The sequence below is a fragment of the Nocardiopsis sp. FIRDI 009 genome (assembly GCF_003386285.1).
Lineage (GTDB): Bacteria > Actinomycetota > Actinomycetes > Streptosporangiales > Streptosporangiaceae > Nocardiopsis.
This window is the reverse complement of record NZ_QPNC01000024.1, coordinates 85426-110891: the sequence shown is the minus strand read 5'-3', so window position 1 is coordinate 110891 and position 25466 is coordinate 85426. Positions and strand designations below refer to the sequence as shown.

General features: G+C 71.5%; 22 protein-coding genes. 10 read left to right on the top strand and 12 right to left on the bottom strand.

Annotated features, from left to right (window positions below; all coding sequences use genetic code 11):
* Positions 1–9: 9 nt before the first annotated feature.
* The 5 genes from yidC (at position 10) to DVR05_RS20620 (ending at position 4588) form a co-directional block, all read left to right on the top strand.
* The gene (yidC, locus tag DVR05_RS20640; protein ID WP_116247549.1) at positions 10–951 is read left to right on the top strand and encodes a membrane protein insertase YidC; all 942 of its coding nucleotides are present in this window, start codon (positions 10–12) and stop codon (positions 949–951) included.
* A gap of 142 nt (positions 952–1093) precedes the next feature.
* A complete protein-coding gene (locus tag DVR05_RS20635) occupies positions 1094–1582 on the top strand; it encodes a R3H domain-containing nucleic acid-binding protein (RefSeq protein WP_116247548.1) in 489 nt (162 codons plus the stop codon).
* Positions 1583–1826: 244 nt separating this feature from the next.
* Positions 1827–2555 (top strand): 16S rRNA (guanine(527)-N(7))-methyltransferase RsmG, encoded by a 729-nt coding sequence (gene rsmG, locus DVR05_RS20630; RefSeq protein ID WP_116247547.1) that lies wholly within the window; start codon positions 1827–1829, stop codon positions 2553–2555.
* A 209-nt stretch (positions 2556–2764) separates the two neighbouring features.
* Positions 2765–3589 carry an AAA family ATPase gene (locus DVR05_RS20625; protein WP_198659262.1) on the top strand — a complete coding sequence of 275 codons (825 nt, stop codon included), beginning with the start codon at positions 2765–2767 and terminating at the stop codon, positions 3587–3589.
* A 66-nt stretch (positions 3590–3655) separates the two neighbouring features.
* Positions 3656–4588 carry a ParB/RepB/Spo0J family partition protein gene (locus DVR05_RS20620; protein WP_116247546.1) on the top strand — a complete coding sequence of 311 codons (933 nt, stop codon included), beginning with the start codon at positions 3656–3658 and terminating at the stop codon, positions 4586–4588.
* A 209-nt stretch (positions 4589–4797) separates the two neighbouring features.
* Here the strand turns inward: DVR05_RS20620 and trxA are convergent, their stop codons facing one another.
* Positions 4798–5121, bottom strand: a complete 324-nt coding sequence (trxA, locus tag DVR05_RS20615; protein ID WP_116247545.1) for a thioredoxin — start codon at positions 5119–5121, stop codon at positions 4798–4800.
* Positions 5122–5177: 56 nt separating this feature from the next.
* Positions 5178–6110, bottom strand: a complete 933-nt coding sequence (gene trxB / locus DVR05_RS20610; protein WP_116247544.1) for a thioredoxin-disulfide reductase — start codon at positions 6108–6110, stop codon at positions 5178–5180.
* A 181-nt stretch (positions 6111–6291) separates the two neighbouring features.
* Here trxB and DVR05_RS20605 point away from each other — a divergent pair, with 181 nt between their 5' ends.
* Positions 6292–7449 (top strand): sensor histidine kinase, encoded by a 1158-nt coding sequence (locus DVR05_RS20605; RefSeq protein ID WP_116247543.1) that lies wholly within the window; start codon positions 6292–6294, stop codon positions 7447–7449.
* Entirely contained in the window at positions 7446–8147 is a 702-nt protein-coding gene (locus DVR05_RS20600) for a response regulator transcription factor (RefSeq protein ID WP_116247542.1), read from the top strand. The genes DVR05_RS20605 and DVR05_RS20600 overlap by 4 nt, the downstream gene beginning before the upstream one ends.
* Before the next feature lie 21 nt (positions 8148–8168).
* On the opposite strand, the gene DVR05_RS20595 is transcribed toward DVR05_RS20600, so the two are convergent.
* The 6 genes from DVR05_RS20595 to DVR05_RS20570 all read right to left on the bottom strand — a co-directional run bounded on the left by DVR05_RS20595 (position 8169) and on the right by DVR05_RS20570 (position 17943).
* The gene (locus DVR05_RS20595; protein ID WP_116247541.1) at positions 8169–9074 is read right to left on the bottom strand and encodes a hypothetical protein; all 906 of its coding nucleotides are present in this window, start codon (positions 9072–9074) and stop codon (positions 8169–8171) included.
* Positions 9071–9697 (bottom strand): RNA polymerase sigma factor SigM, encoded by a 627-nt coding sequence (gene sigM / locus DVR05_RS20590; protein WP_116247540.1) that lies wholly within the window; start codon positions 9695–9697, stop codon positions 9071–9073. Before sigM ends, DVR05_RS20595 begins: the two co-directional genes overlap by 4 nt.
* Before the next feature lie 25 nt (positions 9698–9722).
* Positions 9723–11318, bottom strand: a complete 1596-nt coding sequence (locus tag DVR05_RS20585; RefSeq protein ID WP_116247539.1) for a protein kinase family protein — start codon at positions 11316–11318, stop codon at positions 9723–9725.
* A 282-nt stretch (positions 11319–11600) separates the two neighbouring features.
* Positions 11601–13397 (bottom strand): murein biosynthesis integral membrane protein MurJ, encoded by a 1797-nt coding sequence (gene murJ / locus DVR05_RS20580; protein ID WP_116247633.1) that lies wholly within the window; start codon positions 13395–13397, stop codon positions 11601–11603.
* A 147-nt stretch (positions 13398–13544) separates the two neighbouring features.
* Positions 13545–15383, bottom strand: a complete 1839-nt coding sequence (gene murJ, locus DVR05_RS20575; protein WP_116247538.1) for a murein biosynthesis integral membrane protein MurJ — start codon at positions 15381–15383, stop codon at positions 13545–13547.
* Positions 15384–15534: 151 nt separating this feature from the next.
* Entirely contained in the window at positions 15535–17943 is a 2409-nt protein-coding gene (locus DVR05_RS20570; RefSeq protein ID WP_116247537.1) for a DUF6049 family protein, read from the bottom strand.
* 274 nt (positions 17944–18217) lie between these two features.
* Between DVR05_RS20570 and DVR05_RS20565 the strand changes: the two genes are divergently transcribed.
* Positions 18218–19735 carry a CCA tRNA nucleotidyltransferase gene (locus DVR05_RS20565; RefSeq protein ID WP_116247536.1) on the top strand — a complete coding sequence of 506 codons (1518 nt, stop codon included), beginning with the start codon at positions 18218–18220 and terminating at the stop codon, positions 19733–19735.
* A 30-nt stretch (positions 19736–19765) separates the two neighbouring features.
* On the opposite strand, the gene DVR05_RS20560 is transcribed toward DVR05_RS20565, so the two are convergent.
* A complete protein-coding gene (locus tag DVR05_RS20560) occupies positions 19766–20491 on the bottom strand; it encodes a bifunctional 2-polyprenyl-6-hydroxyphenol methylase/3-demethylubiquinol 3-O-methyltransferase UbiG (RefSeq protein ID WP_116247535.1) in 726 nt (241 codons plus the stop codon).
* Between the two features lie 112 nt (positions 20492–20603).
* Here DVR05_RS20560 and DVR05_RS27530 point away from each other — a divergent pair, with 112 nt between their 5' ends.
* On the top strand, positions 20604–21320 hold the full coding sequence (locus tag DVR05_RS27530) for an Lrp/AsnC family transcriptional regulator (protein ID WP_232832237.1): 717 nt from the start codon (positions 20604–20606) through the stop codon (positions 21318–21320).
* Positions 21321–21330: 10 nt separating this feature from the next.
* On the opposite strand, the gene DVR05_RS20545 is transcribed toward DVR05_RS27530, so the two are convergent.
* A complete protein-coding gene (locus DVR05_RS20545; protein ID WP_116247534.1) occupies positions 21331–21972 on the bottom strand; it encodes a LysE family translocator in 642 nt (213 codons plus the stop codon).
* Between the two features lie 171 nt (positions 21973–22143).
* Here DVR05_RS20545 and DVR05_RS20540 point away from each other — a divergent pair, with 171 nt between their 5' ends.
* Complete coding sequence (locus DVR05_RS20540; RefSeq protein WP_116247533.1) at positions 22144–22710, top strand: dihydrofolate reductase family protein; 567 nt, start codon at positions 22144–22146, stop codon at positions 22708–22710.
* Between the two features lie 79 nt (positions 22711–22789).
* Here the strand turns inward: DVR05_RS20540 and DVR05_RS20535 are convergent, their stop codons facing one another.
* Together DVR05_RS20535 and DVR05_RS20530 are read right to left on the bottom strand one after the other, a co-directional pair.
* Positions 22790–24094, bottom strand: a complete 1305-nt coding sequence (locus tag DVR05_RS20535) for an MFS transporter (RefSeq protein WP_116247532.1) — start codon at positions 24092–24094, stop codon at positions 22790–22792.
* Positions 24095–24155: 61 nt separating this feature from the next.
* Positions 24156–25235: an inositol-3-phosphate synthase gene (locus tag DVR05_RS20530; RefSeq protein WP_116247531.1), complete on the bottom strand. Its 1080-nt coding sequence runs from the start codon at positions 25233–25235 to the stop codon at positions 24156–24158.
* Positions 25236–25466 lie beyond the last annotated feature (231 nt).

Below are 25466 nucleotides of genomic sequence, written 5' to 3'. Positions count from 1 at the left end.
AGTTGGCCGGTGCTCGACTGGCTTTACAACATCGTCGGCTGGACGTTGGCCAGGATCCATGAGGGTCTGACCTTCGTCGGTCTCAACCCCGACAGCGGGTGGGCGTGGGGTCTGTCCATCCTGCTGCTCACCGTGCTCATGCGGCTCCTCATGGTTCCGCTGTTCGTCAAACAGATGAACACGCAGCGGAAGATGCAGGAGATCCAGCCGAAGATCATGAAGCTCCGGGAGCGCTACAAGCACGACCGGGAGCGCCTGAACCGCGAGTCGATGAAGCTCTACCAGGAGAGCGGCACCAACCCGATCATGGGTTGCCTTCCGCTCCTCCTGCAGATGCCGGTCTTCTTCGCGCTGTTCAACGTCCTGCGCAGCGTCGCCGAGGGCAACGCCCAGTACGGCTTCTCCGAGGAGCTGGCCGACAGCGCCCGCCAGGCGCTGATCTTCGAGGCGCCGATCGCCGCCCAGTTCAACAGCTCCCCCGAGGAGCTGCTCGCCCTGGGCGCCTCGAACGCGGTGCTGGCGAAGGCCGTCATCGCGATCGCGTGCGTCATCATGGGCACCACGACCTTCCTCACCATGCGTCAGAGCATCAAGCGCAGCACCGCGCAGATGCCGGACAACCCGATGATGCAGACGCAGAAGATCATGATGTACATGGCGCCCCTGTTCGGGCTCTTCGGCCTCATGATGCCGGTGGGTGTGCTGGTCTACTGGGTCACCTCCAACGTCTGGACGATGGTGCAGCAGCACTTCCTCTACAAGAACCAGCCGACCCCCGGCGCCGAGGGCGCCAAGACCGACGGCACCCCCTCCGGTGGTCCGGCCAAGGGCATGCTCGGCAGGAAGAAGGCCGCCGAATCCGCGCCGGAGCCGAAGGAACAGCCTAAGATCGAACGCAGGCAGCCGAAGAAGCAGCCGCGCTCCAAGCGCGGTGGCGGCGGGTCCCGCTAGGGGCGTCGTCACGTCGGCCGCGGAGGATCTCAACGAAGTGCGCAGGCGACACAGCCCCTGAGGCGTACGACGGTCAGGGCGTGCATGATGAGGAGACGGGAACGCTGTGGGACATAGTGAGGAAGAGAGCGGTGGAGTAGCGGTGGCCGACGCGCCCGAGCCCGAGATCGACATCGAGGCCCTGGAGAACGAGGGCGACATCGCCGCGGACTACATCGAGGGGCTCCTCGACATCGCGGACTTCGACGGTGACATCGACATGGACGTCGAGGGCGACCGGGCGATGGTCTCGGTCGTCGGCGCCACGCTCGACGAGCTGATCGGCGACCACGGCGAGGTCCTGGAGGCGCTCCAGGAACTGACCCGACTCGCCGTCCACCGGGTCACGGGGGAGCGGAGCAAGCTGATGCTCGACATCGGCGGCTACCGCGAGGAGCGTCGCCGGGTGCTCACCCGGATCGGCGCCGACACCGCGGAGAAGGTGAACAGGACCGGCGAGATCCAGGCGCTGGAGCCGATGACGCCGTTCGAGCGCAAGGTGGTGCACGACGCCGTCGCCGCGGCCGGTCTGCGGAGCGAGTCGGAGGGCGAGGAGCCGCACCGCTACGTGGTGGTCCACCCCGCCGACTGAGCGCGTTCTCCCGCCCGGGAGGGAACGCGGGGGCGATGTTTCACGTGAAACATCGCCCCCTTGTCGTGTGCGGGGGTCGAGAAGTCGACGGGTCGACACGGCGTCCGGGCCGCGGCGCGGCGCACCGACCCGTGGCCGGGGGGACATCCCGGGGCGGGCGCATGTTTCACGTGAAACCATGGTGCCTCGCGACCATAGGATCAGTGGGAAGTGATGATGGACGAGTTCCGACAGGTGGTGACCGATGACCTCGGGCGCTGAGGAGTCCGGCGCCGTGCCGCCCGCCCCGCCGACCGCGGCGGAGGCGGTCTTCGGTGACACGCTGCCGAAGGCACGGCGCTACGCCGAACTTCTCGCCGACGACGGTGTGCGGCGGGGGCTGATCGGTCCGCGCGAGGTGCCCCGCCTCTGGGAGCGGCACCTCATCAACTGCGCCGTCGTGGAGGATTTGCTCCCGGAGGGGGCGGAGGTGGTCGACATCGGTTCGGGCGCCGGTCTGCCCGGTCTGGTGCTGGCGCTGCTCCGTCCCGACATCAGGGTGACGCTCCTGGAGCCGCTCCTGCGGCGGACGGTCTTCCTGAACGAGGCCGTCGAGGCCCTCGACCTGACCAACGTCGTGGTACGGCGCGGGCGAGCCGAGGAGGCGCACGGGGAGCTGTACACCGACTTCGTGACCGCCCGGGCGGTGGCCCCGCTGCCCCGCCTCGCCGGGTGGGCGCTACCCCTTCTGCGCAAGGGCGGCAGTCTGCTGGCGCTCAAGGGGGAGCAGGCGGAGGCGGAGTTGGCCGCCGCGCGCGACGACGTTGTCAAACTGCGCCCGAGTGAGTGCGATGTGATCAGGGTCGGCCGGGGTAAAGTCGATCCCGCTACCACGGTCGTTCGCGTCACGGTGACATCCGAGGGTGGTCCGCCTCCGTCAGTGGGATCCCGGAAAGGGCGGGGCGGCAAGAAGAAGCGCGGACGGAAGAGGTGAACTCATTCGTGCCCCAGAACCCAGCCGACCACGACGGTGTTTCACGTGAAACCTTCGCGGGTGCCCACGGGGACCTGCTCGATGTTTCACGTGAAACCTCCCCCGACGACCAGCGCCGTGTTTCACGTGAAACATGGGCCGGTGACGCCCCCGCCCCCGGTGGAGCGGACGTCCCCGACACACCCCTGGCGCGCGCGGCGCGCGCCGCGATGGCGGTTCGCGGGCACGATGACGCCTGGCCCCGCCCGAAGTCCTGCCGCGTGATCAGCGTCGCCAACCAGAAGGGCGGCGTCGGCAAGACCACGACGACGGTCAACATCGCGGCCGCCCTGGCGATGCACGGCCAGCGCGTCCTGGTGGTCGACCTCGACCCCCAGGGGAACGCCTCCACCGCGCTCGGCATGGAGCGCGACAACCAGACCCAGTCCATCTACCACTGCCTGGTGGAGGACGAGGAACTGCGCAAGCTCGTCCAGGCGGCGCCGGACATCCCGAACCTGTGGTGCGCCCCGGCCACCATCGACCTGGCGGGGGCGGAGATCGAACTGGTCTCCCTCGTCGCCCGTGAGGCCCGGCTCAAGCGCGCGCTCGACGCCTACGACACCTCGGAACTCGACTACATCCTCATCGACTGCCCGCCGTCGCTCGGCCTGCTCACGGTCAACGCGATGGTGGCGTGCGACGAGGTCATGATCCCGATCCAGTGCGAGTACTACGCCCTGGAGGGTGTGGGGCAGCTGCTCCGCAACGTCGAACTCGTCCAGTCCCACCTGAACCCGGGACTGGCGATCAGTACCGTCGTGCTGACGATGTACGACGGTCGGACCCGTCTCTCGCAGCAGGTCGCGGACGAGGTGCGCTCGCACTTCGGCAAACTGGTGCTCACGACGCTGGTGCCGCGCAGCGTCCGCGTGTCCGAGGCGCCCAGCTACGGCCAGTCCGTGATGACCTACGACCCCGGGTCCACCGGTGCGGTGGCCTATCTGGAGGCGGCCCGGGAGATCGCGCACCGCGCGCCGGGACTCGGCGGCTGACGGCGGTGTCGCCCCGGCGCGGAGCCGGGGCGCCGATGTGTTCGAGCAGAGTGGAGGTAGTTGCCGGTGAGTCAGCAGCGGCGCGGACTGGGCAAGGGACTGAACGCGCTCATCACGCAGGGGCCCGCGGTCCCCGCGCCCTCAGGGGGCGCCCCGGAGACGGCGGGCCTCTCCGACGGGACGTACCTGGAGGAGATCGAGCTCGGCGCGATCACCCCCAACCCGCGCCAGCCCCGTGAGCGCTTCGACGAGCAGGCGTTGGAGGATCTGCGCGACTCCATCCGGGAGGTGGGGGTGCTCCAGCCCGTCGTCGTGCGCAGGATCGAGGGCGAGGCGGGGGTTCCCCGGTACGAACTCATCATGGGGGAGCGGCGGTGGCGCGCGAGCAAGGAGGCCGGTCTCGACCGGATCCCCGCGATCGTCCGTGAGACCGACGACTCCGAGCTGCTCCGCGACGCGCTCCTGGAGAACCTGCACCGGCAGGAACTCGACGCCCTGGAGGAGGCCCTCGCCTACCAGGACCTGCTGGACGACTTCGGCATCACCCAGGGCGAGCTGGCCGAGCGCGTCGGCCGCTCCCGGTCGCACATCTCCAACACGCTGCGCCTGTTGAACCTGCCGCAGAAGGTGCAGAACCGCATCGCCGCCAAGGTCCTCAGCGCCGGACACGCCCGCACCCTGCTCTCCGTGGACGACCCCGAGCGCCAGGAGCGGCTCGCGCAGCGGGTCGTGGAGGAGGGCCTGTCGGTCCGCTCGCTGGAGGAGATCGTCCACCTGGGCGAGGAGATGGACGAGCCTCGGGAGAAGCGGCCCCGGATCACTCCGACGCGTCGGTCCACCCCGCCCCAGGTGGAGGAGTGGGCGAGCCGTCTCGCCGACCGCCTGGACACCACGGTCAAGGTCGACCTGGGCAAGAAGAAGGGCAAGATCGTCGTGGAGTTCGCGACGATGGAGGACCTGGAGCGCATCATCGGCCAGATGGACTCCCGCGAGCCCTGACCCCTGTTTCACGTGAAACATCGCCCGCCGCCCCGGCCGGACGTCGAGTCCGCGCACGGGGCGGCGGGCTGTTCGGGCGCCCTCGGGGGGCGCGTGGTGGCCGTGGGGGCCGTGGGGGCTCCCAGGGGTGAGCGGTGGACCCCAGGGGTGCCCGTGACGGCGGAAGGCCCCCAGGGTCGCCCTGGGGGCCTTCCGTCTCGCTTCGCCGGTCACAGGAAGTCGGCGAGCTCCTTCTCTAGCAGGCGCAGCGGCTTGGCGCCGATGATCTGCTTGACGACCTCACCGTCCTTGTAGAGGTTCATCGTCGGCAGGGAGAGGACGTTGTACTCGCGAGGAGTGTCGGCGTTCTCCTCGGTGTTGAGCTTGACGACCTCGATCTTGTCCCCGTGGGCCGCCGCCAGCTTCTCCAGGACCGGCTCCATCTGCTTGCAGGGACCGCACCAGCTCGCCCAGAAGTCGACGAGGACCGGCTTGTCGCTGGACAGGACGTCGTCCTTGAAGGACGCGTCGGTGACGTGCTTGAGAGTGGACATGGTGCTCCTTGGTTCGGTGAGACCGGGGGCGGGCTGGACGGGCCGGGACTCGGGGCTCAGTTCCCCATCTCGGCGAGGTGGCGCTCGGCGTCCAGGGCGGCGGCGCAGCCGGTCCCGGCGGCCGTGATCGCCTGGCGGTACTGGTGGTCGACCACGTCACCGGCGGCGAAGACACCGTCGAGGTTGGTGCGGGTGGACGGGGCGTCGACCTTGACGTAGCCCTCCTCGTCCAGCTCGACCTGCTTGTTGAACAGCTCCACGCGCGGGTCGTGGCCGATCGCGATGAAGACGCCGGTGACGTCGAGCGTGCTGGTCTCGTCGGTCTGGTTGTTGACGACCTTCAGGCCGGTGACGCTCTTCTCCCCGAGCACCTCGACGACCTCGGTGTTCCACACGAACGAGATCTTCTCGTTGGCCTGGGCGCGTTCGGCCATGATCTTGCTGGCGCGCAGCTGGTCGCGGCGGTGGACCACCGTCACGGACTTGGCGAAGCGGGTGAGGAACAGCGCCTCCTCCATGGCGGTGTCGCCACCGCCGACGACCGCGATGTCCTGGTCGCGGAAGAAGAAGCCGTCGCAGGTGGCGCACCACGAGGTGCCGCGGCCGGACAGCTCCTTCTCCCCGGGCACGCCCAGCTCGCGGTAGCCGGAGCCGGTGGCCAGGATCACCGTGTGGGCGAGGAAGGTCTCGCCGCCCGCGACGACCTCCTTGACCGGCTTGGTGAGATCGACCTCGGTGACGTCGTCGGGGACCAGCTCGGCGCCGAAGCGCTCGGCCTGCTTGCGGAGGTTGTCCATCAGGTCGGGTCCCATGATGCCGTCGGGGAACCCGGGGAAGTTCTCGACGTCGGTCGTGTTCATGAGCGCGCCGCCCGCGGTGATGGAGCCCTCGAACACCAGGGGTCGCAGTTCGGCGCGCGCGGCGTAGACGGCCGCGGTGTACCCCGCGGGACCGGAACCGATGATGATGACATTGCGGACGTCACTCACGCTCGTAGGCCCTTCACACAGTCGCTGCCCTGGCCACGGACGTGACCCCAGGGGAAAGTCGGTTAGTCACAACCGATGGTAGGCGCACCGCATTCCCGGTCGGACATCGCCGCAGCGTACGGGGGTGGGGTATGGGTGGGGGGCTCCGGACGGCGGGGGCCGGGATCCGTAGAATCCTCGCATGACACGTCAGTCCGGCCGCCGGGACGTCATCGTCGACGCCCTCCTCGGGATCGCGGTCTTCGCCGTGGTGGCGATCGCGGCCGGGGCCGACGTCACCGGGACCGGGAACCTCACCCCCCTCGCGTACGCGCTGGCGGCGACCCTCGGCGGCCTCATGCTCGTCCGGAGGCGGTGGCCGGTCCCGGTCGTGCTGGCCACCTCGGTGCTCATCGTCATCAACTACGTGCTCGACCTGCCGACCATCGGCCTGGCCGTGCCGGCCGCGGCGGCCCTGTACTCCGCGGCCGAGGCGGGGCGGACCGCCTGGTCCGTGGGGTCGGCCTCCGCGTTGCTGCTCGTCTCCACCCTGGCCCGGCTCGGCCAGGGGACCGACCCCGCCTACCTGCTGGGGTACGAACTGGCCTCCAGCGTGGCGATCATGGGCGCCGCCACCGCTCTCGGACACGTCCGGTGGCAGCGGTTCCGGGCGGAGGGGCAGCGGGCGCGGATCGCGGCCCTGGACGCGCAGGCGCGCGCGGCGGAGGCGGCGGAGATCGTGGCGCTCGAACGCACCCGGATCGCCCGCGACCTGCACGACGCGGTCGGCCACCACCTCTCCGTGGTCTCCCTGCACGCGGCCGTGGCCGCCGAGGCGCTCGACGACGTTCCGGCGGACGTCGACGGGGCCCGCGCCGAACTCGGGCACGTCCGTCAGGCCTCCCGTGCCGCCCTCGGCGAGATGCGCGCGACCGTGCGCGCGTTGCGGGGCGGTGACCCCGACGGAGGACGCGTGGCCTCCCTCGCCCGTCTGGACGAGCTCGTGGCGCCGGTCCGGGCGGCCGGGGTCGAGGTGCGGGTGGAGGGCGTCCCGAGGGCGGGCGAGATCCCGGCCCTGGTCGACGCCACCGCCTTCCGGATCGCCCAGGAGGCGTTGACCAACACGCTCCGGCACGCGGCGGCGAACCGCGCCCGGGTGGTGTTCACACGTGAGGGTGAGGAGTTGGACGTGGTGGTGACCGACGACGGCGGGGGACGGACCGAGGACCCGTCTCGGGGCAGCGGTCTGGCGGGCATGCGGGAGCGGGTCCGCATGGTCGGCGGGACGGTGGCGGCCGGGCCCGCTCCCGGGGGCGGGTTCCGGGTGCGTGCCCGGCTGCCGCTCGGGGGAGACCGGTGATCCGCGTCCTGCTCGTCGATGACCAGCCCCTCGTTCGCGCGGGGGTGCGTTCACTCCTGGAACGGGACGAGGGCGTCGAGGTGGTGGGGGAGTCCGGGGACGGCCGCGCCGCCCTGGCCGACATCGCCCGGCTGCGGCCGGACGTGGTCCTGCTCGACCTGCAGATGCCGTCCGTGGACGGGCTCGCCGTCCTCCGGGAGTTGGAGCGGCGCCGTGTCGACACGTCGACGGATCGACGAGCCGACACGGGCCGACACGTCGACACCCGGGTGGTCGTGCTCACCACCTTCGGGGAGGACGACAACGTCTTCAGCGCACTGCGGCTGGGCGCCTCCGGTTTCCTGCTCAAGGACGCCGAACCGCGCGCGCTGCGGGAGGCGGTGCGTACCGTGGCCCGGGGCGAGGCGCTGCTGTCGCCGGGGGTCACCCGCCGGGTGATCGAGCGGCTCTGCGACACCACCGTCGCGCCCGAGGCGTCGGCACGGCTGGACGTGCTCACCGATCGCGAGCGCGAGGTCCTGGCCCTGGTCGGGCGGGGGATGTCCAACCAGGAGATCGGGGCGCGGCTGCATCTGAGCCCCGCGACCGCCCGCACCCACGTGGGGCGGGTGCTGAGCAAGCTCGGGGCCCGCGACCGGGTCGGCCTGGTGGTGATCGCCTACGAGAGCGGGCTGGTCCGCCCCGGAGGCGGGGACTGACCCGGGGACGGAACGGAGGGGTCAGGGGGCGTCGACGGTCGTCCGGTCCAGGACGCTGGGCTCGACGTCGCCGTTCTGGGCGCAGCGCGGATCGACCACGAACACGTCGAACCGATCGCCCTGCCGCGCGTACAGGACCCAGGCGGGCTCGGCGTCGGCGCCGTAGAAGGCGTCGTCGACCAGGTCGACCCGGGTGCCGAACTCCTCCTCCAGCAGATCGGAGCAGCGTTCGACGGCGGGTGTGAGGGACCGCTCCTCCAGCACGGCCGCCCCGCCCGCGGCCCCGCCGTCGGGCTGGGCTCCGCCGTCGGACGGCGCCTCGGCGTCGCCGACCGACGCGTGTCCGAGGGTCCGGGCCGCCTGCTCGTCGAGCGCGGCGGCGGTGTAGACCGTCCCGCTGCGCACCACCTCCGGCGCGTAGGCCAGGGCGGCCTCCCCGTCGTCGGGGGCGTCCTCCATCTCCAGCAGCGGAGTGGCGCCCTGCATCGCGTCCTCGCCGCCCGAGAGTACGCCGTTGACGACGGCGACGCCCCCGCCGACGACGAAGACCGCGGCGGCGGCCGCCGCCAGGAGCCTGGGCAGACCGTTGGAGGAACGCCGGCGGCGCGCCGCGGCGAGGGGGACCACGGCGGCGTCGGCGGAGGGGTGCTCCGCCGGCACCGGGTCGGTGGGTTCGGTGTCGGGCCCCCGCTCGGCGCGTTCACGCACGGCGTCCGCGATGCGCCGGTCGAGGAGGTCGGCGACGTCCTGCGGCAGTTCGGGAGCCGGGGTGGCGGCGAGGACGCGGGACACGCCCGTGAGTTCGTCCAGGGTGGCGGCGCACGTGGCACAGGTTTGGATGTGGGCGGTGACGGTGCGTTCCTCGGAGGGGTCGAGCAGGTCCTCGGCGAGGAAGGCGAGTGCCTCCGCGTCCGGGTGGGGCGTCACGATGGGTTGGCACCTCCTCTCCCAGATGTGACGTCTGGCGGAGGCTGAGGGTTCCTCAGATGGGCCAGAGAGGGAAGAAGTTTCGCGCGGCCCCGCGCGCACCTGCTCTTCACCGTTCCCGCGGCCACGTCGAGGATCCGGGCGGCCTCCTCCACCCGGTAGCCGAGCATGTCCACGAGCGTGAGCGCCAGGCGCTGGTCCAGCGGCAGCTGCTCCAGCGCGGCCTGCACGTCGAGCCGTGACTCGGTCTGCGAGGCGTGGTCGGGAGGCCCGCCCAGACGCCCCAGGCGTTCGTTGGACATCACGTCGAGGGTGTCGTCCTCGGTCGGGGTGGCCGGGCGCACCTTGCGGCGGCGCAGGCGGTCGTGGCAGGCGTTGACCACGATCCGGTGCAGCCAGGTGCTCACCTGGGCCTCGCCCCGGAAACGGTCGGCGGCGCGGAACGCGGACAGGAAGGCGTCCTGGAGGGCGTCCGAGGCCTCCTCGGGGTCGCCCATCATCCGGACGGACACAGCCCAGAGGCGCTCACGGTGACGGTGTACCAGGACCCCGAAGGCCTGGTCGTCACCCTGAGCGTGCCTCGTCAACAGCTCCTTGTCGGGGAGCTCCTGGACCGCGTCCATCAGTTCAGCTCACGTATCTCCGCACCTAGGCCACACCTCGGATCTCGACCTGGTTGACGGCGCCGCGGTAGCGGTCCCCGTCCGTGGGAAGCTCGGTGAACCACACCACGACGTACCGGCCCGTAACACCGCCCTCGATGCTAATGGTCTCCGAGTCGTTCACCGTCCCCTCCCAGTGGGAGGGCAGGTCGGCGTCCAGACCGGCCGGGTCGTCGACCTCACGGTTGTCGCCGATCCGGATCTGCACACCGTAGTCGCTGGCGGGTACGTCGAGGACCACCTCGTGGACCTCCCGGCTGGAGCCGAGGTCCACCAGCAGGCCCACGCCGGACTTCTCCACGCCGAGCTGGTCGAAGTAGCCCTCGGTCTTCCAGGGCTCGCCCCCGGGGTCGCCGTCGATGGCCCGCTGCGCGTTGTCGCCGTGCTCGCTGCCGTCACCGAGCGGGTCGAAGCCGTCGGCCGCGGTGGGCTCCAGAGCCACCAGCTCGGGGCCGTCCGAGGTGCTCTCGGAGGGCTGCGCGTCCGGCGGCGGTTCCTCCCCGCCGGAGCTCATCATCGAACCGACCGTCCACGCGCCCACGACCACGGCGGCGAACACCACCAGCGCGACCACGCCGATGAGGACCTTCCTGAACGATCCCTGGGCGCGCGCGTCGCGCTCCTCCATCCGGGTGGGCTGACGGCGCTCGGCCGCCGCGCCCCGACCCTGCGTGGAGCGTTCCGGGGGGCGCGGCGCCGCCCCGTTCCTGGCGCTGCGGCGGGGGCCCGTCGGCTCGAACTCACCCGTCCGGCGGGAGGTGCCCGGCTCGGGCTGCGGAGCGGGTTCGGCCGGGGTGACGGGGAGTGGGATGAGCCGCGGCACCTCGGCCAGCTCGGCGCACAGCGCCGCGGGCGAGGTGATCGGCGCTCCGGGCACCATCTGACCGGCCAGGTGCGGCAGGGCCGCCCGGGTGGTGATGGTGGCGAGGGGTTCGGTGAGCCCCGTCCGCACCTGCGCGGGGGGATAGGGGCCTGCCGGGCCCTGGGGCGCGGGAGGGAGGCCGTCCTGCGGGCCGCCGGGCCAGCGGCCGGTGAGCGCGGCGTACAGCAGGTTGCCCAGTCCCTGGGCGTCGACGGCGCCGGGGTCGGCGACGTTCGCGCCCAGCAGGGCGGCGTCCACCCCGATTCCGACGACCTTCACCGCGCCGCCGCTGCTCCACATGAGCTTGGCGGGGGTGAGGCACAGGTGGTGCAGGCCGCCCGTGTGCGCGGCGGCGATCGCCTCGGCGGCCTCGGCGACGAGACCGGCGGCGCGCTCGGGCTCCATCGGGCCCTGGGCGATGAGGTCGGCGAGGGAGGAGCCGGTGACCCACTCCTCGACGACGTAGGGGGTGGGGGCGGAGTCGTCGGCGTCGAAGACCTGCGTGACGCGGGCGTCGGGGATGCGGCTGGTGGCACGGGCGGCGCGGACGACCTCGGAGGTGCGCGGGAAGCCGTCGGCGAAGGTCCACACGCCGACGGGGCGCGCGAGGGTCTCGTCGGTGGCCTTCCAGCGGGTCGCTCCACCGGTCTCGCTCACGACGTGGTCGAGTCGGTACCGGTTGGCCAGCTTCGCCCCGGGCTCGATCAGAAAGGTGCTCATGATGGGAGTGACGGGCGCCAGTGCCGACGGCTCACGCGTGCCACCGCCGCGCCGCGGGACGCGGTGCGTGCCGGTTCGGGGGTGTGTCGCGTGCGGGGGTGTCGGCCCTGCTTGCTGTCCCCAGCCTCCCTTCGGGCAGCTCGGTCGGAAGTTGCTATGTCGATTGAGCGATGCCAGTCCATGCTAGGACGCTTGAACAGCATCTTTGGAGGACAAGGGGGCACTGTTCACCTTCTCGGGCGATCGGGGGATCGACTACCCAACGTCATCCATTCCTGGTGATCAGCGACGTCGCAGTCGGGTTCTCAGCAATTCGAGGAAGGATGTGACTTCGGTCACTTTCAGGATTCTCGCGGTGAGGACGAACAGGACGGCGCCCCCCGCCCCACCTGCGGCCATCGCGGCGAGGGCGGGCCACACGTCACCGGGCAGCCCCCGGAACGCGTGGATCATCGCCCAGCCGAGGAGAGCCGCGGGGACGGTGGCGAGGTGCAGCTTGGCCAGGACCAGCGCCGTGCGGCGGCCGTCCAGGCCGTTGAGCCTCCGGTGCAGCAGGCCCCACATGATGATCGCACCGATGACGTAGTAGAGGCCGTACGGCACGGGCAGCCACAGGACGACGTGTTGCGGCTCCATCCACCACAGCAGGGCGAACGCCGTGGTCGCGTGCGCGGTCTCCGCCGGGATCGACACCAGCGCCGGGGTCCGGGTGTCGCCCAGGGCGTAGAACACCCGCATCTGGAGCTGGAAGAGCGTGAAGGGGATCAGCATCACGACGAAGACCATCAGGATGCGCCCGATCGCCTCCGCGTCCGCCGTGCTGGTGCTGCCCTGGGCGTAGATCATCACGCAGAACGGGACGGCGAAGACCAGCATCGCCACCGAGATGGGGACGATGAGCACCGACGACAGCCGGAACCCCCGGGAGAAGTCCGAGCGGACCTGGTCCTTGCGTCCCGCGGCCACGTGCTCGCTCATCCGCGGCAGGAGCGCCGTGATCACCGACACGGCGATGATCGCGTACGGCAGTTGGAACAGCATGGACGCGAACTTGTAGGCCGCGATGCCCGAGCCCGTCTCGTACCCGAGCCCGGCCGCCGCCGCGCCCGCCCGCGTCGCCACGTTCGTGGAGACCAGCGCCCCGGCCTGGGCCACGACGATGTAGAGCATCATCCACGACGCGGCCCCGGCCGCCTCGCCCAGGCCGGAACCCCGCAGGTCCAGCCGCGGTCGCCAGCGGAACCCCGCCGAGGCCAGCGCCCACACCAGGACGGCCGCCTGGACGACCTGGCCGAGCGCGGTGCCCAGGCCCAGCAGGGCGATCCGGGACGGGTGGGCGAGCAGGTCCTCGGGCGTGCTGCCCGGACCGGCGATCGACAGGAACCACAGGCAGATCCCGATGATGACCAGGTTGTTCAGGACCGGTGCCCACATCGGGGCGCCGAACCGGTGCCGGGCGTTGAGCATGGCGCTCGCCAGACCGCTCGCCCCGATGAAGAAGATCTGGAGGACGAGGTACCGGGCGAGGATCACCGAGACGTCGTACTGGGCGCCGGAGAACCCGCCCGCGTAGATCCGGATGAACCACTCCGCGACCAGCACCGACACCGCCGTGACGGCGAACAGGACCAGCAGCATGAGCGTGACCAGCCGCTGTTCGGTCCGGTCGCCGCCGTCCGCGTCCAGCCTGCGCCGCTTGACCAGGAACGGCACGAACACGCTCGCCAGCAGACCGCCGATGAGCAGGTCGTAGACCATGTACGGGACCATGCCCGCGACCTGGTAGGCGTCGCCCAGCAGCTGGGTGCCGATGGCCGCCGCCAGCACGATCGTGCGGACGAACCCCGTCACGCGCGAGCAGATCGTGCCGACCGCCATGACGGCGCTCGATCGGGCGACGTTGCCCGGCGCGGTGTGCGCGGTGCCGCCGATCTCGTCGCCGTCCTCCAGACCGGCCCGGTCGGCGGTGCCCACGTCACCGATGTCGCTCGGATCCCGGAGCGTCGCCAGCCCCGTCTCCGGCTCGGTGTCCGGCTCCTCGCGCTCGTAGGTGTCGAGCACGTCCTCCGGCATGACCATGTGCCGACGGTGGTCCTCACGCGCCTCCGACCCGGGCTCCGGGACGCGCGCCTGCTCTCTGGGGTGGTCGCTGGGCACCGTCGGGCTGTCCTTCCCTCAGGGGGTGTTCCGGGCGGCGGGGTCAGTGCCGGACGGACGTGTACGGGGTCATCGACGCAGGCGGCCCCGGATCAGTTCCACGGCCGAGGAGAGTTCCGGGACCCGCAGCAGTCTGGCCGATCCCAGGAACAGGACCGCTCCCACGAGGCACCCCACGGCGGGGGCGCCGAGGTAGCTGGCGAGGCCGGGGCCGACGTGGGAGTCGAAGAGCCACAGCACGCCGAGTCCGGCGGCGATGCTCGGGACGACGGCCACGTGCAGGCGCAACAATGTGCCAACCGCGTGCCTTCCGTCAAGCCCCCCGAGCCGACGGCTCAGCACGTTGCCCGCGATGGTCAGGCCGGACACGAACGAGAACATGAACCCGGCGGCCACGCCGACGACCACGCGGTCGGGCGGCAGGAGGAGGTAGGAGGTCAGCGCGAGGGCGCTGTGCACGGCCAGGTTGGCGATGGCGATCATCGCCGGGGTGCGTGTGTCGCCGAGGGCGAAGAACACGCGCAGCATGAGCTGGAAGATCGTGAACGGCACCAGGCCCAGGGCCATGACCATGAGGATCTGGCCGATGTTGGCGGCGTCGGTCACCGAGATCGACCCGCGGGCGAAGGCCAGGACGGACAGCGGAACGGCGTACATCGCGATCGCGAAGGACAGCGGCACCAGGACGAACGACGAGATCCGCAGCGTGCGCGAGAAGTCGGAGCGCACCGCCGTCCAGTCGCGGTCCTCGGCGTGCGCGCTCATCCGGGGCAGCAGCACGGTGATCAGCGAGACCGCGATGATCGCGTACGGCAGCTGGAAGAGCTGGTACGCCAGGTTGTAGGCGGTGATGCCCGCGCCGACGTCGCGGCCCTGCTCGATCCCGGCCACGTTGGCGGCGTTGGCGATGTTGGTCGTGATCCACAGACCGGCCTGGGTGAGCAGCGTGTAGAGCATCATCCACCCGGCGGTGCGCAGGGCCTCGCCCAGGCCGCTGCCGCGCAGGTCGAGGCGGGGCCGCCACCGGTATCCGGAGCGGCGCAGCGCGACGAACAGCACGAGCGCCTGGAGGGCCATGCCCGCCGCCGTGCCCGCGCCGAGCAGGGTCAGCTGCGCGTCGGGCACCGGCGGCTCGCTGCCCGGCCCGGCCACCCACAGGAACATCCCGCCGACGGCCATGATCACCAGGTTGTTGAGCACGGGCGCCCACACCGGCGCGCCGAACCGGTTGCGGGTGTTGAGCATGGCGCTGAGCAGGCCGCTCATGCCCACGAAGAAGATCTGGGTGAGCAGGTACCGGGCGAGGAACACCGAGTCGTCGAACTGCGCCTCGGTGAACCGCGAGCCGTACATCCAGATGAGGAACTCGGCGGCCAGCACCGCGACCGTCGTCAGCAGCAGCAGCGCCAGCAGCGTGGTGGTGAACAGCCGGTCCTCGGTGGCCTTGCCCCCGTCGGCGTCGCGCTTGCGCCGCTTGACCAGGAACGGCACGATCACGCTGGCCATCAACCCGCCGATGAGCAGGTCGTTGAGGATGAACGGGATCGTGTGCGCGGTGTGGTAGGCGTCACCGAGCAGGTGGGTGCCGATCGCCGCGCCCAGCACGATGGTGCGCGCGAACCCGGTGATCCGGGAGGCCATCGTGCCGACGGCCATGATCGCACTCGACCGCATCATCCCGCCGGAGCCCGACCCGGAACCGGAGCTCGAACCCTCGTCCGCCCCGCCGCGGCGGGTGTCCTCGCCGAACGCGGGCTCGGGCAGCTCACCCTCCTCGAAGGTGGGGGCGGGGCCTCCGCCCGGACGGAGGGGACCCTCACCAGGGACGGGGCCCCGACGGTGGCGCGGCTGGTACTGGGGGGAACGGTCGGCTTGGTGTCCGCCGCCGTTCGGGGAGTCGGTGACCACCGTGGATCAGATTTCCTTTCGTAGGACCGGGGAGGGCCCGGCGGCGCCGTGGGGCGCACCGGCCGGGCCGTGCGGGCGGCTCAGCGCCGCGCGTGTCGACAGGGGAACGTGTGGCCGTGTCGACATGGCGACCTGTCGGTGAGGGAACATGTCACTTCGTCGCGCCGTTCCCGTCCGCGTCCGTACCAGTGTGACCGGTGGCGCCGGTCGGGTTCTCCCCGCCGGTCGAATCCCTGTCCGCGCCCCGCGCGCCCCCGGCGCCGCGGGCGGCCTGGCGGCGCGTCCACTTGCGCACCGCGCGCGGGGCCAGGGCCGCGACGAGGATCAGCAGGCCGATCCCGCTGATGAGCAGCGCCTGGGTACCCAGACCCGTGGCGTTGACCGGGATCACGGTCGCCTGGGCGCTGATCGGCTCGCCCGCCCCGTTCTGGAGGCTGGCGTGCAGCTCCGTGCGGCCGTTGATCCTGGCCGACAGCGGGATGTACACCGTCGTCTTCGCCCCGGGGGCGATCTCGAACTCGTCCGAGTACTCGCCGATGCTCAGCCGTTCGGAGTTCTCCGAGTACACGGACAGCCGGACGCGGATCGCCTCGTCGGGCAGGTCGTTGGCGACGAGGACGCCGGTGATGCCCGTGCTGCTGGCCAGGGTGACCGGCTCACCGGGGATGATCCGCACGTCGCCGAGGTGCTCCTGGACCGCCTCCGAGACCAGCAGCCGCGTGGCGCCCGCCAGTGTCTCCCGCTCACGCCAGTGGACCGACTCCATTCGCAGGAGCGCCGGACGGAACGGGTCGTCGTCGTCCACCAGGATGCTGTTGAACAGGCGCACCTCGCGGCTGACGTCCGTGATCTGCCCCAGGTAGGTGGAGCTGAGCTCGTCCGAGTAGGCCCCGCTCGGGTACGTGAGCGGCTGACGGGTCGTCTCCCGCTCGTCGGGGTCGGCCAGTTCGACGTCGTCCAGCCGCTCGGGCGTCAGCCACGGCAGGGAGTCGCTGGCCTCCAGCACCCCGCTGGCCAGCGCGCCGCTCGGGTTCCAGTCGGGGCCGGGGTAGGCCACCACGACCCGGTCGCCCCCGACGTTCTCCCCGGCGATCATCGCGGTCTCGGCGGCGAACCGCTGGAGCGCGAGTTCGGTCTCGCCCGGGCCCTGGGACGGCATGGCCAGCACGTCGGCCAGCCCCTCGTCGGCGACCAGCGCGAACGGTTCCTCCTCCGGTCCGTCCTCGACCGGGTGCAGCGCGGCCTGGGCCGTCGGGGTGGTGGACAGCCAGGACGCCGCGGGCTTGGCCGTCTCGTCCAACAGGAACCGATGGGCCCCGTCGGCGGCCAGGAACTCGTACACCGCGTCGTCCATGAGTCCGTCGGCGGGCAGGGCGAACGACTCGTCGGCCGTCAGGCCGAGCGCGCGCAGGACCGAGTCGCGACCGATCTCGAGCGAGGCGGCGGCGTCGGCGTGCATGTCGTTGCGCAGCAGGGACGCCAGGTCCGCGGCGGCGTAGGGGGTGGCCACGACGGTGTCGCCGGCCAGGGCCGTCCTGGCCTCGCGCAGCCACACCTGGGCGGCGACGTCGGCCGGGCGCTCCTCGCGTCCGGGGTCGGATCCGGCGGAGACCGCGACCGGGTCGTCCAGGACGTCGTGGGAGGCCCGCGCCAGCCGGACGATGTCGTCGAGTGTCGAGGGGTCCACGGCCCAGGTGACCGGGACGCCGCCGGTCTGGGCCGCGTCCCCGGCGTCGGCCTCCGCGTCCGCCTCCCCGTCGCCGTCCCCGCCCTCCTCCGACGCGTCCGCGGAGGGGGCCTCCCCGGTCGGCTCGGCGGCGGAGGGTTCGGCGGTCGCCTCGCCCGTCTCCTCCGGTTCGGGGCCGGACTCCCGCGGCTCCTCGTTCAGCCCGAGCAGCTCGACCAGGTCCTCGTCACCCGCCTCGAAGGCCAGGTCGGTCTGGGCACCCGCCGCCAGCAGGCGACCCAGACGGCCGTCCTCGCCGACCGACTCCGAGAGCGCGTCGCTGAGGAAGGTGTCGTCGTCGGCGCGCTGGGGAGCGGCCATGAGGGGCCACACCCACGCGATGCCCACGGAGGGGATGTCGTCGTCCTCCTCGCCGGTGAACGGGAGGAAGGTGTACTGGGCGCCCAAGCGTTCGCCGTCGCCGTCGAGCGCCTCGATCACCAGCGGGTACACGCCGTAGGAGGACAGCCCCAGGTCCTCGACCGGGACGCTGAGCGAGAACTCCTGGCTGCCGTCCGGTTCCAGGGAGTCGGCCACGTCCGTGTCCGGGCCGGGGGCGTTGGGCTGCCAGCCGGTGCCCGACGCGAACTCGTCCAGCTCGTCGCGGCCGCCGAACGGGTGCCGGGAGTAGCGCATCCGGACGGTGACGTCCTCGACACCCTCGGCGGTGGTGTTGGTCACCACCCCGGACACCCGGAGGGTGCTGCCGGAGTCGACCGCGTCGGGTGTGACGCGCTCGACGACGAGCGGCTCGACCGACTCGTCGTTCTCGGGCTCCGCCAGTGCGGGTGAGAGCGCGGCCGGTGTCGGAAGCAGACCGGCGGTCATGGCCATGACCGCGGCCGCGGAGGCAAATCGACGCAACGCTTGACCGGTTTCCTGATTCGGGTCCAGGTGGCCGTCCCGCCGGGGACACGGCGTGGGGCGGGATCGGTCTCGGTGCCCGCACGGCGCACGCGGCGGACTCGGGCGGGGGACGTGAGGCCGACGGATCGTCCCACCACTGCACCCGAAGATACCGTCCGGGACGCTCCGGCGCTCCCCTGAGGGCGTCGGGCGCTTCGGCGAGGGGAGGTGCTCCCACGGAACATGCCCTAACCTGCGTGGTGTGCCGAACACAGAGTTTTCGAGTGAGAACGACACCGCCCGGCGCCCGGAGGCCGTGGCGGAACCCGCCGCGGACGCGCTGACCGGCGAGCAGCGGTCGGCGATCACCGCGCTGGTCGACTCGATCCAGCCCGTCTCCGGTGAGCTCGGCGACCGTTTCTCCGCGCACGACCAGCAACTCGCCATCGTGGGCGGACCGGTGCGCGACGCGCTCCTCGGCAGGGTCTCCAGCGACGTCGACCTCACCACCGACGCGGTGCCTCAGCGGATCCTGGAGATCGTCGACGGCTGGGCCGACTCCGTGTGGACGGTGGGCATCGAGTTCGGCACGGTGGGGCTGCGCAAGCGCGGCCTGCAACTGGAGATCACCACCTACCGCAGCGAGTCCTACTCGCCCAAGTCGCGCAAGCCGGACGTCAACTACGGCACCGACATCCACGACGACCTGTTGCGCAGGGACTTCACCGTCAACGCGATGGCGGTGCGCCTGCCCGGCCAGGAGTTCGTCGACCCCTTCGGGGGACTCGCCGACCTCCGCGCCGGGGTGCTGCGGACGCCGGGGCGCCCGGAGGACTCCTTCAGCGACGACCCGCTGCGCATCATGCGCGCGGTCCGCTTCGCCGCCCAGCTCGGCTTCACGCTCGCCCCCGAAGTGGCCGAGGCCGCGCGGAACATGGCGGACCGGCTCACCATCGTCTCCGCCGAGCGGATCAGGGACGAGCTGGTCAAGCTCATGCTCAGCCCGAACCCGCGGCGCGGGATCGAACTCATGGTCGACCTCGGCATCGCCCGGTACGTGCTGCCCGAGGTGCCCAAGATGCAGCTGGAGATCGACGAGCACCACCGGCACAAGGACGTCTACGAGCACTCGCTCACCGTCCTCGACCAGGCCATCGACCTGGAGAAGCGGCGCGGTCACGCACCCGACCTCGTCCTGCGCCTGGCCGCCCTGCTGCACGACATCGGCAAGCCCAAGACGCGCGCCTTCGAGTCGGGGAACCGGGTCACGTTCCACCACCACGAGGTGGTCGGCGCGTCGATGAGCCGCAAGCGCCTGACCGCGCTGCGCTTCCCCAAGGACGTGGTGTCGGCCGTCAGCACCCTCGTCGCGCTGCACCTGCGGTTCCACGGGTACGGCAAGGGCGAGTGGACCGACTCGGCCGTGCGCCGGTACGCCCGCGACGCCGGGGACCAGCTGGAGCGGCTGCACATCCTCACCCGCGCCGACTGCACCACCCGCAACCGGCGCAAGGCCGCCGCGCTCTCGCGCTCCTACGACGACATCGAGCGCCGGATCGCCAAGCTCGCCGAGCAGGAGGAGCTCGACAAGATCCGTCCGGACCTCGACGGCAACGAGATCCAGGAGATCCTGGGCGTCAAACCGGGCCCGACCGTCGGCCGCGCCTACCGGTTCCTGCTGGAGCTGCGCCTGGAGAACGGGCCGATGTCCAAGGAGGACGCGACCGCCGAGCTGCGCGCCTGGGCGGCCGAGCACCTGGACCAGGAGACGGCCACGTAGTCGTGGGCCTCCGCTTCGCTGAACCGGGATTCAGCGCCCCGGCTTGACCGCGGTCACCGCCATCGCCATGCCGAACACCCGCAGCGGGGTGCCCTCCAGGGAGTCGGAGACCGACTGGAGCGCCCGGGGCCTCCGGTCGAACGGCGGCATGATGTAGCTGATCGCCCGCACCCGCAGGCCCGCGCCGCGCAGCAGGCGGCCCATCTCCTGCGTGGTGAACGCGCGCGCGTCGGACATGCGGTCGTGCAGCGGCCGGACCCACGGCAGGAACGGGGCGGTCAGCGCCGAACGGCGCCGCTCGCCCCACAGCACCCCGTGGGTCTCGAAGGGGAACCAGCGGTTGGGCGTGGTCAGGGAGAACGCTCCGCCGGGCTTGAGCACCCGGTGGATCTCCGACAGGCTCCCCTCCAGGTCCGCCAGGTGCTCCAGCACCTCGAACGCGGTGACCCGGTCGAAGGTGTTGGCCTCGAAGGCGAGGGCGTCGGCGGACATCTTGTGCACACCGATCCGGTGCTCGACCTCGGTCCCCGCGATCCGTTCCGTGAAGGCGTTCAGGCGCTCCGGCTCCACGTCGACGGCGTCCACCCGCACGTACCCCTGGGCGAGCTCGACCGTGTAGGTGCCGTCCCCGCACCCCACGTCCAGCAGCCGGTCACCGTAGGTCGGCAGGTGCTGGGACACGGCTCCCACGCGTTTGGCCACCCCTCGGGCGCCGAAGGCGCTCGTCGGGTTCCCGAGCCCGTAACCGCCGGTCATCGCACACCATCCCCTGTTCGTCGACGAGATCCCTTCCCCGGGACACTACATGAAGTGACGGAACCATCACCCTGGGATGACTGTGTTGACTCCTGGTTCCCTGATCACGCCGGTGAGCGAGCACAGCACACCGGACCAGCTCGTCCTGGACGGTCAGGTCGAACCGGCCCGGCGCGCCAGGCGCGGTGCCCCGACACGGATGAAGGCCAGCGGAACGGTGAGCGATCTCGTGGGGAGCGGCGCGGGGGCCGTCGCCTCCCCGACGCCCGTACGGCCTCCGCTTCAGGTCAGCAGGAGCAGGACGGAGCCCCGACGGGGACGACCAGGGGTCGGCCGGTCGGCGCTCCACACCGCGGGCCGTCTCGACGGGGAGGCCCTCACGCACCCGGTACTCCATGCCGCCGACCATCTCCTTGACGCGGTAGCCGAGGGTGGCCAGGGCGAGCGCGCCCCGGGCGGCTCCGTCGCACGCCGGACCCCAGCAGTAGGTCACGACGGGGAGAGCGATGTCATCGGCGGCTACACCGCCGTCGTGGACCCGGAACTGTTCGGGTTCTCCGCCCTGGCCTTCGTCCGGCTCCGTTATCCCGTCGGGAACCGCAAGCCCTGCCTCGACCTCCTCGCCACCACCCTCGAGATCACCGAGGCCCGCCACGTCACGGGCGAGGACTGCTACCTGATGAAGGCGGTCGCCCGCTCCATGCGCCACCTGGAGGAGGTGGTCGGCAGAATCGCCGCGCTGGGGCCGGTCACCACCAACGTCGTCTACTCCAGCCCCGTCGCGGGCCGCTCCCCGATTGGGGGCGCCGGTCCGGGCGGAGCGGGGTGAACGGGAAACGTCAGGTCCGGCGGCCGGTCAGGGCGAACTGCGCCCCCACCCCGATCATCAGCGCCCCCGACACCGCCCCGGTGACCTCCATCCGCCGCGGTCGGGCGGCGAACCACCCGCGCACCGTCCCCGCGAGCAGCCCGTAGCAGGTGTCGGAGGCCACCGCGGTCAGCAGGAAGAGCACGCCGAACAGGGCGATCTGCGGTGCCACCGGTCCGAGCGAGGGGTCGGCGAACTGGGGGAGGGCGGCGACGAAGAAGACCAGGGTCTTGGGGTTGGTCGCCCCGACCACGAAGCCGTCCCACAGCGAGCGCGCACGGGACAGCGGACCCGCGGCCGGTCCGTCGAGGGCGGCGGCGGTCGCCTTCCGGTGCCGGACGGTCTGGATCCCGAGGTGGACGAGATAGGCGGCGCCGAGCAGTTTCACGGCCGTGAACAGCGGGGTGAACGCCGTCACCAGCGCCCCCACGCCGAGGGCGACCGCCAGCACGAGGACCAGGCCGCCGAGGGCGTTGCCGAGCACCGAGAGGACGGCGACACCGCGCCCGTGGGCGACCGCGCGGCCGACGACGAAGAGCACGCTCGGTCCGGGGATGACGACGAGCAGGGCGGAGGCGGCGACGAAGGCGAGGAGGGCGGGCGGATTCGGCACGGGGTCTCCGTTCTCGGTCGCCGGGGTGGGACCGGAGACGGAAGCCTAACCACCGCTTCGGCCGGGAGGCGAGGGATTTCTCGAAAAGGTCTGACAGAGGTGTCGATCCGGAGTGTCCCCGTGCGACGGGACGATGAAGGCAGCACACAGGAGAGACCGAGGAGACCCACGATGCGCCCCCTGATCGTCACCGCGTTCATGTCCGTCGACGGCGTCATGGAGGCCCCCGGCGGTGAACCCGGGTACCGCAACACCGGCTGGACCCTCAAGAGCGTCGAGATGGATCCGGCCGCCTACGAGATCAAGACCCGGGAGCAGGAGGAGGCCACGGCGCTGCTCATGGGGCGTCGCAGCTACGAGGCGTTCGCGCCGGTCTGGCCGACGATGACGGAGGAGTTCGCCGGATACAACGCCATGCCCCGGTACGTGGTCTCCACGACGCTGGCCGAGGAGGACCCGCGCTGGCCCGCCACGATCCTGCGTTCGGTCGACGACGTCGCCGAGCTCAGGAGGACCGAGGGCGGCCCGATCTCCGTCCACGGCAGCGCCACCCTGGGCCGGGCCCTCGCCGACGCCGGTCTGGTCGACCGCTACCACCTGCTGGTGTTCCCCGTCCTGCTCGGCGCGGGCAAGCGGCTGTTCAGCGACACGGACAAGGACGCCCAGAAGCTGAGGCTGGTCGAGCACGAGGTGTACGCCAACGGTGTGCAGAAGCAGGTCCTCGACGTCGTCCGCTAGGGTCCGCCGACGTCGGCTCGTCTCCCACCGCCGTCCTCCGGCGCCGTCCACCGGTCCGGAGGAGGCGCGGGCACCCTCCTCAGACGGCCCGCCTGGACGCCTCGTCCTCCCCCGGCGCGGCGGTCCACCGGGCCCGGGCCGCCCACCCGGCGGCCATCGCCAGGTACACGGCGGCGGCACCGGCCACCACGGGGACGCTCACCCCCGACGGCGGCACCAGCCCGGCGGTGAGCGCGGCACCCAGGACGAACGTCGCGTTGAACAGCACGTCGTAGACGGAGAACACCCGGCCCCGGTACGCGTCGTCGACATGTCGCTGAACCAACGTGTCGACCGTGACCTTCACCCCCTGGGAGACCAGCCCCAGGACGAACGCGGCCAGGGGGAACAGCGCGGGGGAGAAGGGGAGGCCGAAGGCGGTCAGGGCGACGGCCGCCACCGCCAGCAGCAGCGCGATCCACGCGCTCGGGCTCATCCGCGCGGTCGCCCACGGGGTGGCCACCGCACCCAGGAAGAACCCCACCGCCGACACCCCCATCGCCACGGAGAAGCCCGCGAGCCCCGCGACGCCGCCCGCGGTGAACGTGTTGTTGTACAGCAGCAGCGTGATCAGCGTGGCGATACCGAACAGGACCCGGTGCCCGCCCATCGTCAGCAGGCCGTCCCTGGGCGCGGGGCGGTGCCACACGTGCCGGAGCCCGTCGACCATCCCGCGCACCACGCTGGCGACGGCCGCCCGCACGGCCTCCGGTTCGCGTTCCAGGTGGGGGCCCAGTTCCCGGTACCCCAGGGTGAGCGACACCCCGGCCGCGCCGACGAAGCCCAACGCGGCGGTGAACAGGATCAGCCCGGTGCCCAGCGCGGCCTCGCCGCCGACCAGGCCGATCGCCGCGCCCGCGCCCGCCCCCAGGAAGCTTGCGACGGTGCCGCTCGTCGGGGTGACCGCGTTGGCCATCATCAGCTTGTCCCGGGGCACCACGTACGGAAGACCGGCGGAGAGCCCGGACAGGAAGAAACGGTTGACGCTCAGCACCAGCAGCGCGGCGACGAAGAACGAGAGCCCCTCACCGTCCGACACCAGCACGGCCGTCAGCGCGGCGAGGGCCGCCTTGGCCAGGGAGGACAGGAGCAGGACCTGGCGGCGCGGCCACCGGTCGATGAGGACGCCCGCGAACGGGGCGACCACGGAGAAGGGGAGGAGCAGGACCGCGAAGGCGGCCGCGACGGCGCCCGCGCTCGTGTGCTGTTCGGGGGTGAAGAAGACGAACCCCGCCAGCCCGGCCTGGTACACCCCGTCGGAGAACTGCGAGACCAGACGGGTGCCGAACAGCCGACGGAACCTCGGTCCCCGCAGGACCACGCGCAGATCGCCGAAGAAGGACACGGGTTCAGGTTAGGGCGTGGGCGGTTGGCCCGGGGCCCTGGGGACCCCGGGCGCACACGGGTCAGCCCTCGTCGTCACCGGCGATGAAGCGCTCGACGGCGTCGTGCGCCTCGCTGTCGCTGTACTGCACGGGCGGGGACTTCATGAAGTAGGAGGACGGCTCCAGGATCGGGCCGCCGATCCCGCGATCCTTGGCGATCTTCGCCGCGCGGACCGCGTCGATGATGATGCCCGCGGAGTTCGGGGAGTCCCAGACCTCCAGCTTGTACTCCAGGTTCAGCGGGACGTCGCCGAACGCGCGCCCCTCCAGGCGGATGTAGGCCCACTTGCGGTCGTCCAGCCACGGCACGTGGTCCGACGGGCCGATGTGCACGGCCCCGGCGTTGAGTTCGTGCGGGATCTGGGAGGTGACGGACTGGGTCTTGGAGACCTTCTTCGACTCCAGGCGCTCGCGCTCCAACATGTTCTTGAAGTCCATGTTGCCGCCGAAGTTGAGCTGGTAGGTCCGGTCGACGATGACGCCGCGGTCCTCGAACAGCTTGGACAGCACGCGGTGGGTGATGGTCGCGCCGATCTGCGACTTGATGTCGTCACCGATGATCGGGACGCCCGCCTCGGTGAACTTCTCCGCCCACTCGGGGTCGGAGGCGATGAACACCGGCAGGGCGTTGACGAAGGCCACACCCGCGTCGATCGCGCACTGGGCGTAGAACCTGTCGGCCTCCTCCGAGCCCACCGGGAGGTAGGACACCAGCACGTCGGCCTTGCTGGCCTTGAGCGCCGCGACGACGTCCACGGCGTCCTCGGGGGACTCCTGGACCATCTCGCGGTAGTACTTGCCGAGCCCGTCGTAGGTCGGGCCGCGCATGACGGTCACCCCGGTCGGCGGGACGTCGCAGATCTTGATCGTGTTGTTCTCGCTGGCCACGATGGCGTCGGCCAGGTCGTGACCGACCTTCTTCGCGTCCACGTCGAAGGCCGCGACGAACTCGATGTCGCGGACGTGGTACGGGCCGAACTGGACGTGCATCAGGCCGGGCACCCGGGACTCCGGGTTGGCGTCCTTGTAGTAGTGCACGCCCTGGACGAGCGACGCCGCACAGTTGCCGACGCCCACGACGGCTACACGTACCGAACCCATTGGTCCTTGCTCCTTCTTCTCCGCGAACATGGATTCCACAGCGCACGACGGCGGAACCGCTCCGGCCGGGCCGGAGGCCGTCGTCCCGCGTCCGTTATCCGTATGTGGTCAGCAGCGCACGCGGCGGTTCTGTTCCCGTACACGGCACGCGGGCCCGGGGAGAACATGTATGTCTGGCTGGTTTGTTCAGCAATGACTCTATCCCCGCCCGTCGGCGGAACCGCATGTCAT

What these genes read in the sequence shown, in the direction of transcription:
- rsmG (WP_116247547.1), top strand. Translation starts at nt 1,827, where the DNA reads ATGACCTCGGGCGCTGAGGAGTCCGGCGCCGTGCCGCCCGCCCCGCCG.
- DVR05_RS20625 (WP_198659262.1), top strand. Translation starts at nt 2,765, where the DNA reads ATGGCGGTTCGCGGGCACGATGACGCCTGGCCCCGCCCGAAGTCCTGC.
- trxA (WP_116247545.1), bottom strand. Translation starts at nt 5,121, where the DNA reads ATGTCCACTCTCAAGCACGTCACCGACGCGTCCTTCAAGGACGACGTC.
- DVR05_RS20605 (WP_116247543.1), top strand. Translation starts at nt 6,292, where the DNA reads ATGACACGTCAGTCCGGCCGCCGGGACGTCATCGTCGACGCCCTCCTC.
- sigM (WP_116247540.1), bottom strand. Translation starts at nt 9,697, where the DNA reads ATGGACGCGGTCCAGGAGCTCCCCGACAAGGAGCTGTTGACGAGGCAC.
- DVR05_RS20585 (WP_116247539.1), bottom strand. Translation starts at nt 11,318, where the DNA reads ATGAGCACCTTTCTGATCGAGCCCGGGGCGAAGCTGGCCAACCGGTAC.
- murJ (WP_116247633.1), bottom strand. Translation starts at nt 13,397, where the DNA reads ATGGTCATGCCGGAGGACGTGCTCGACACCTACGAGCGCGAGGAGCCG.
- DVR05_RS20570 (WP_116247537.1), bottom strand. Translation starts at nt 17,943, where the DNA reads ATGGCCATGACCGCCGGTCTGCTTCCGACACCGGCCGCGCTCTCACCC.
- DVR05_RS20560 (WP_116247535.1), bottom strand. Translation starts at nt 20,491, where the DNA reads ATGACCGGCGGTTACGGGCTCGGGAACCCGACGAGCGCCTTCGGCGCC.
- DVR05_RS20540 (WP_116247533.1), top strand. Translation starts at nt 22,144, where the DNA reads ATGCGCCCCCTGATCGTCACCGCGTTCATGTCCGTCGACGGCGTCATG.
- DVR05_RS20530 (WP_116247531.1), bottom strand. Translation starts at nt 25,235, where the DNA reads ATGGGTTCGGTACGTGTAGCCGTCGTGGGCGTCGGCAACTGTGCGGCG.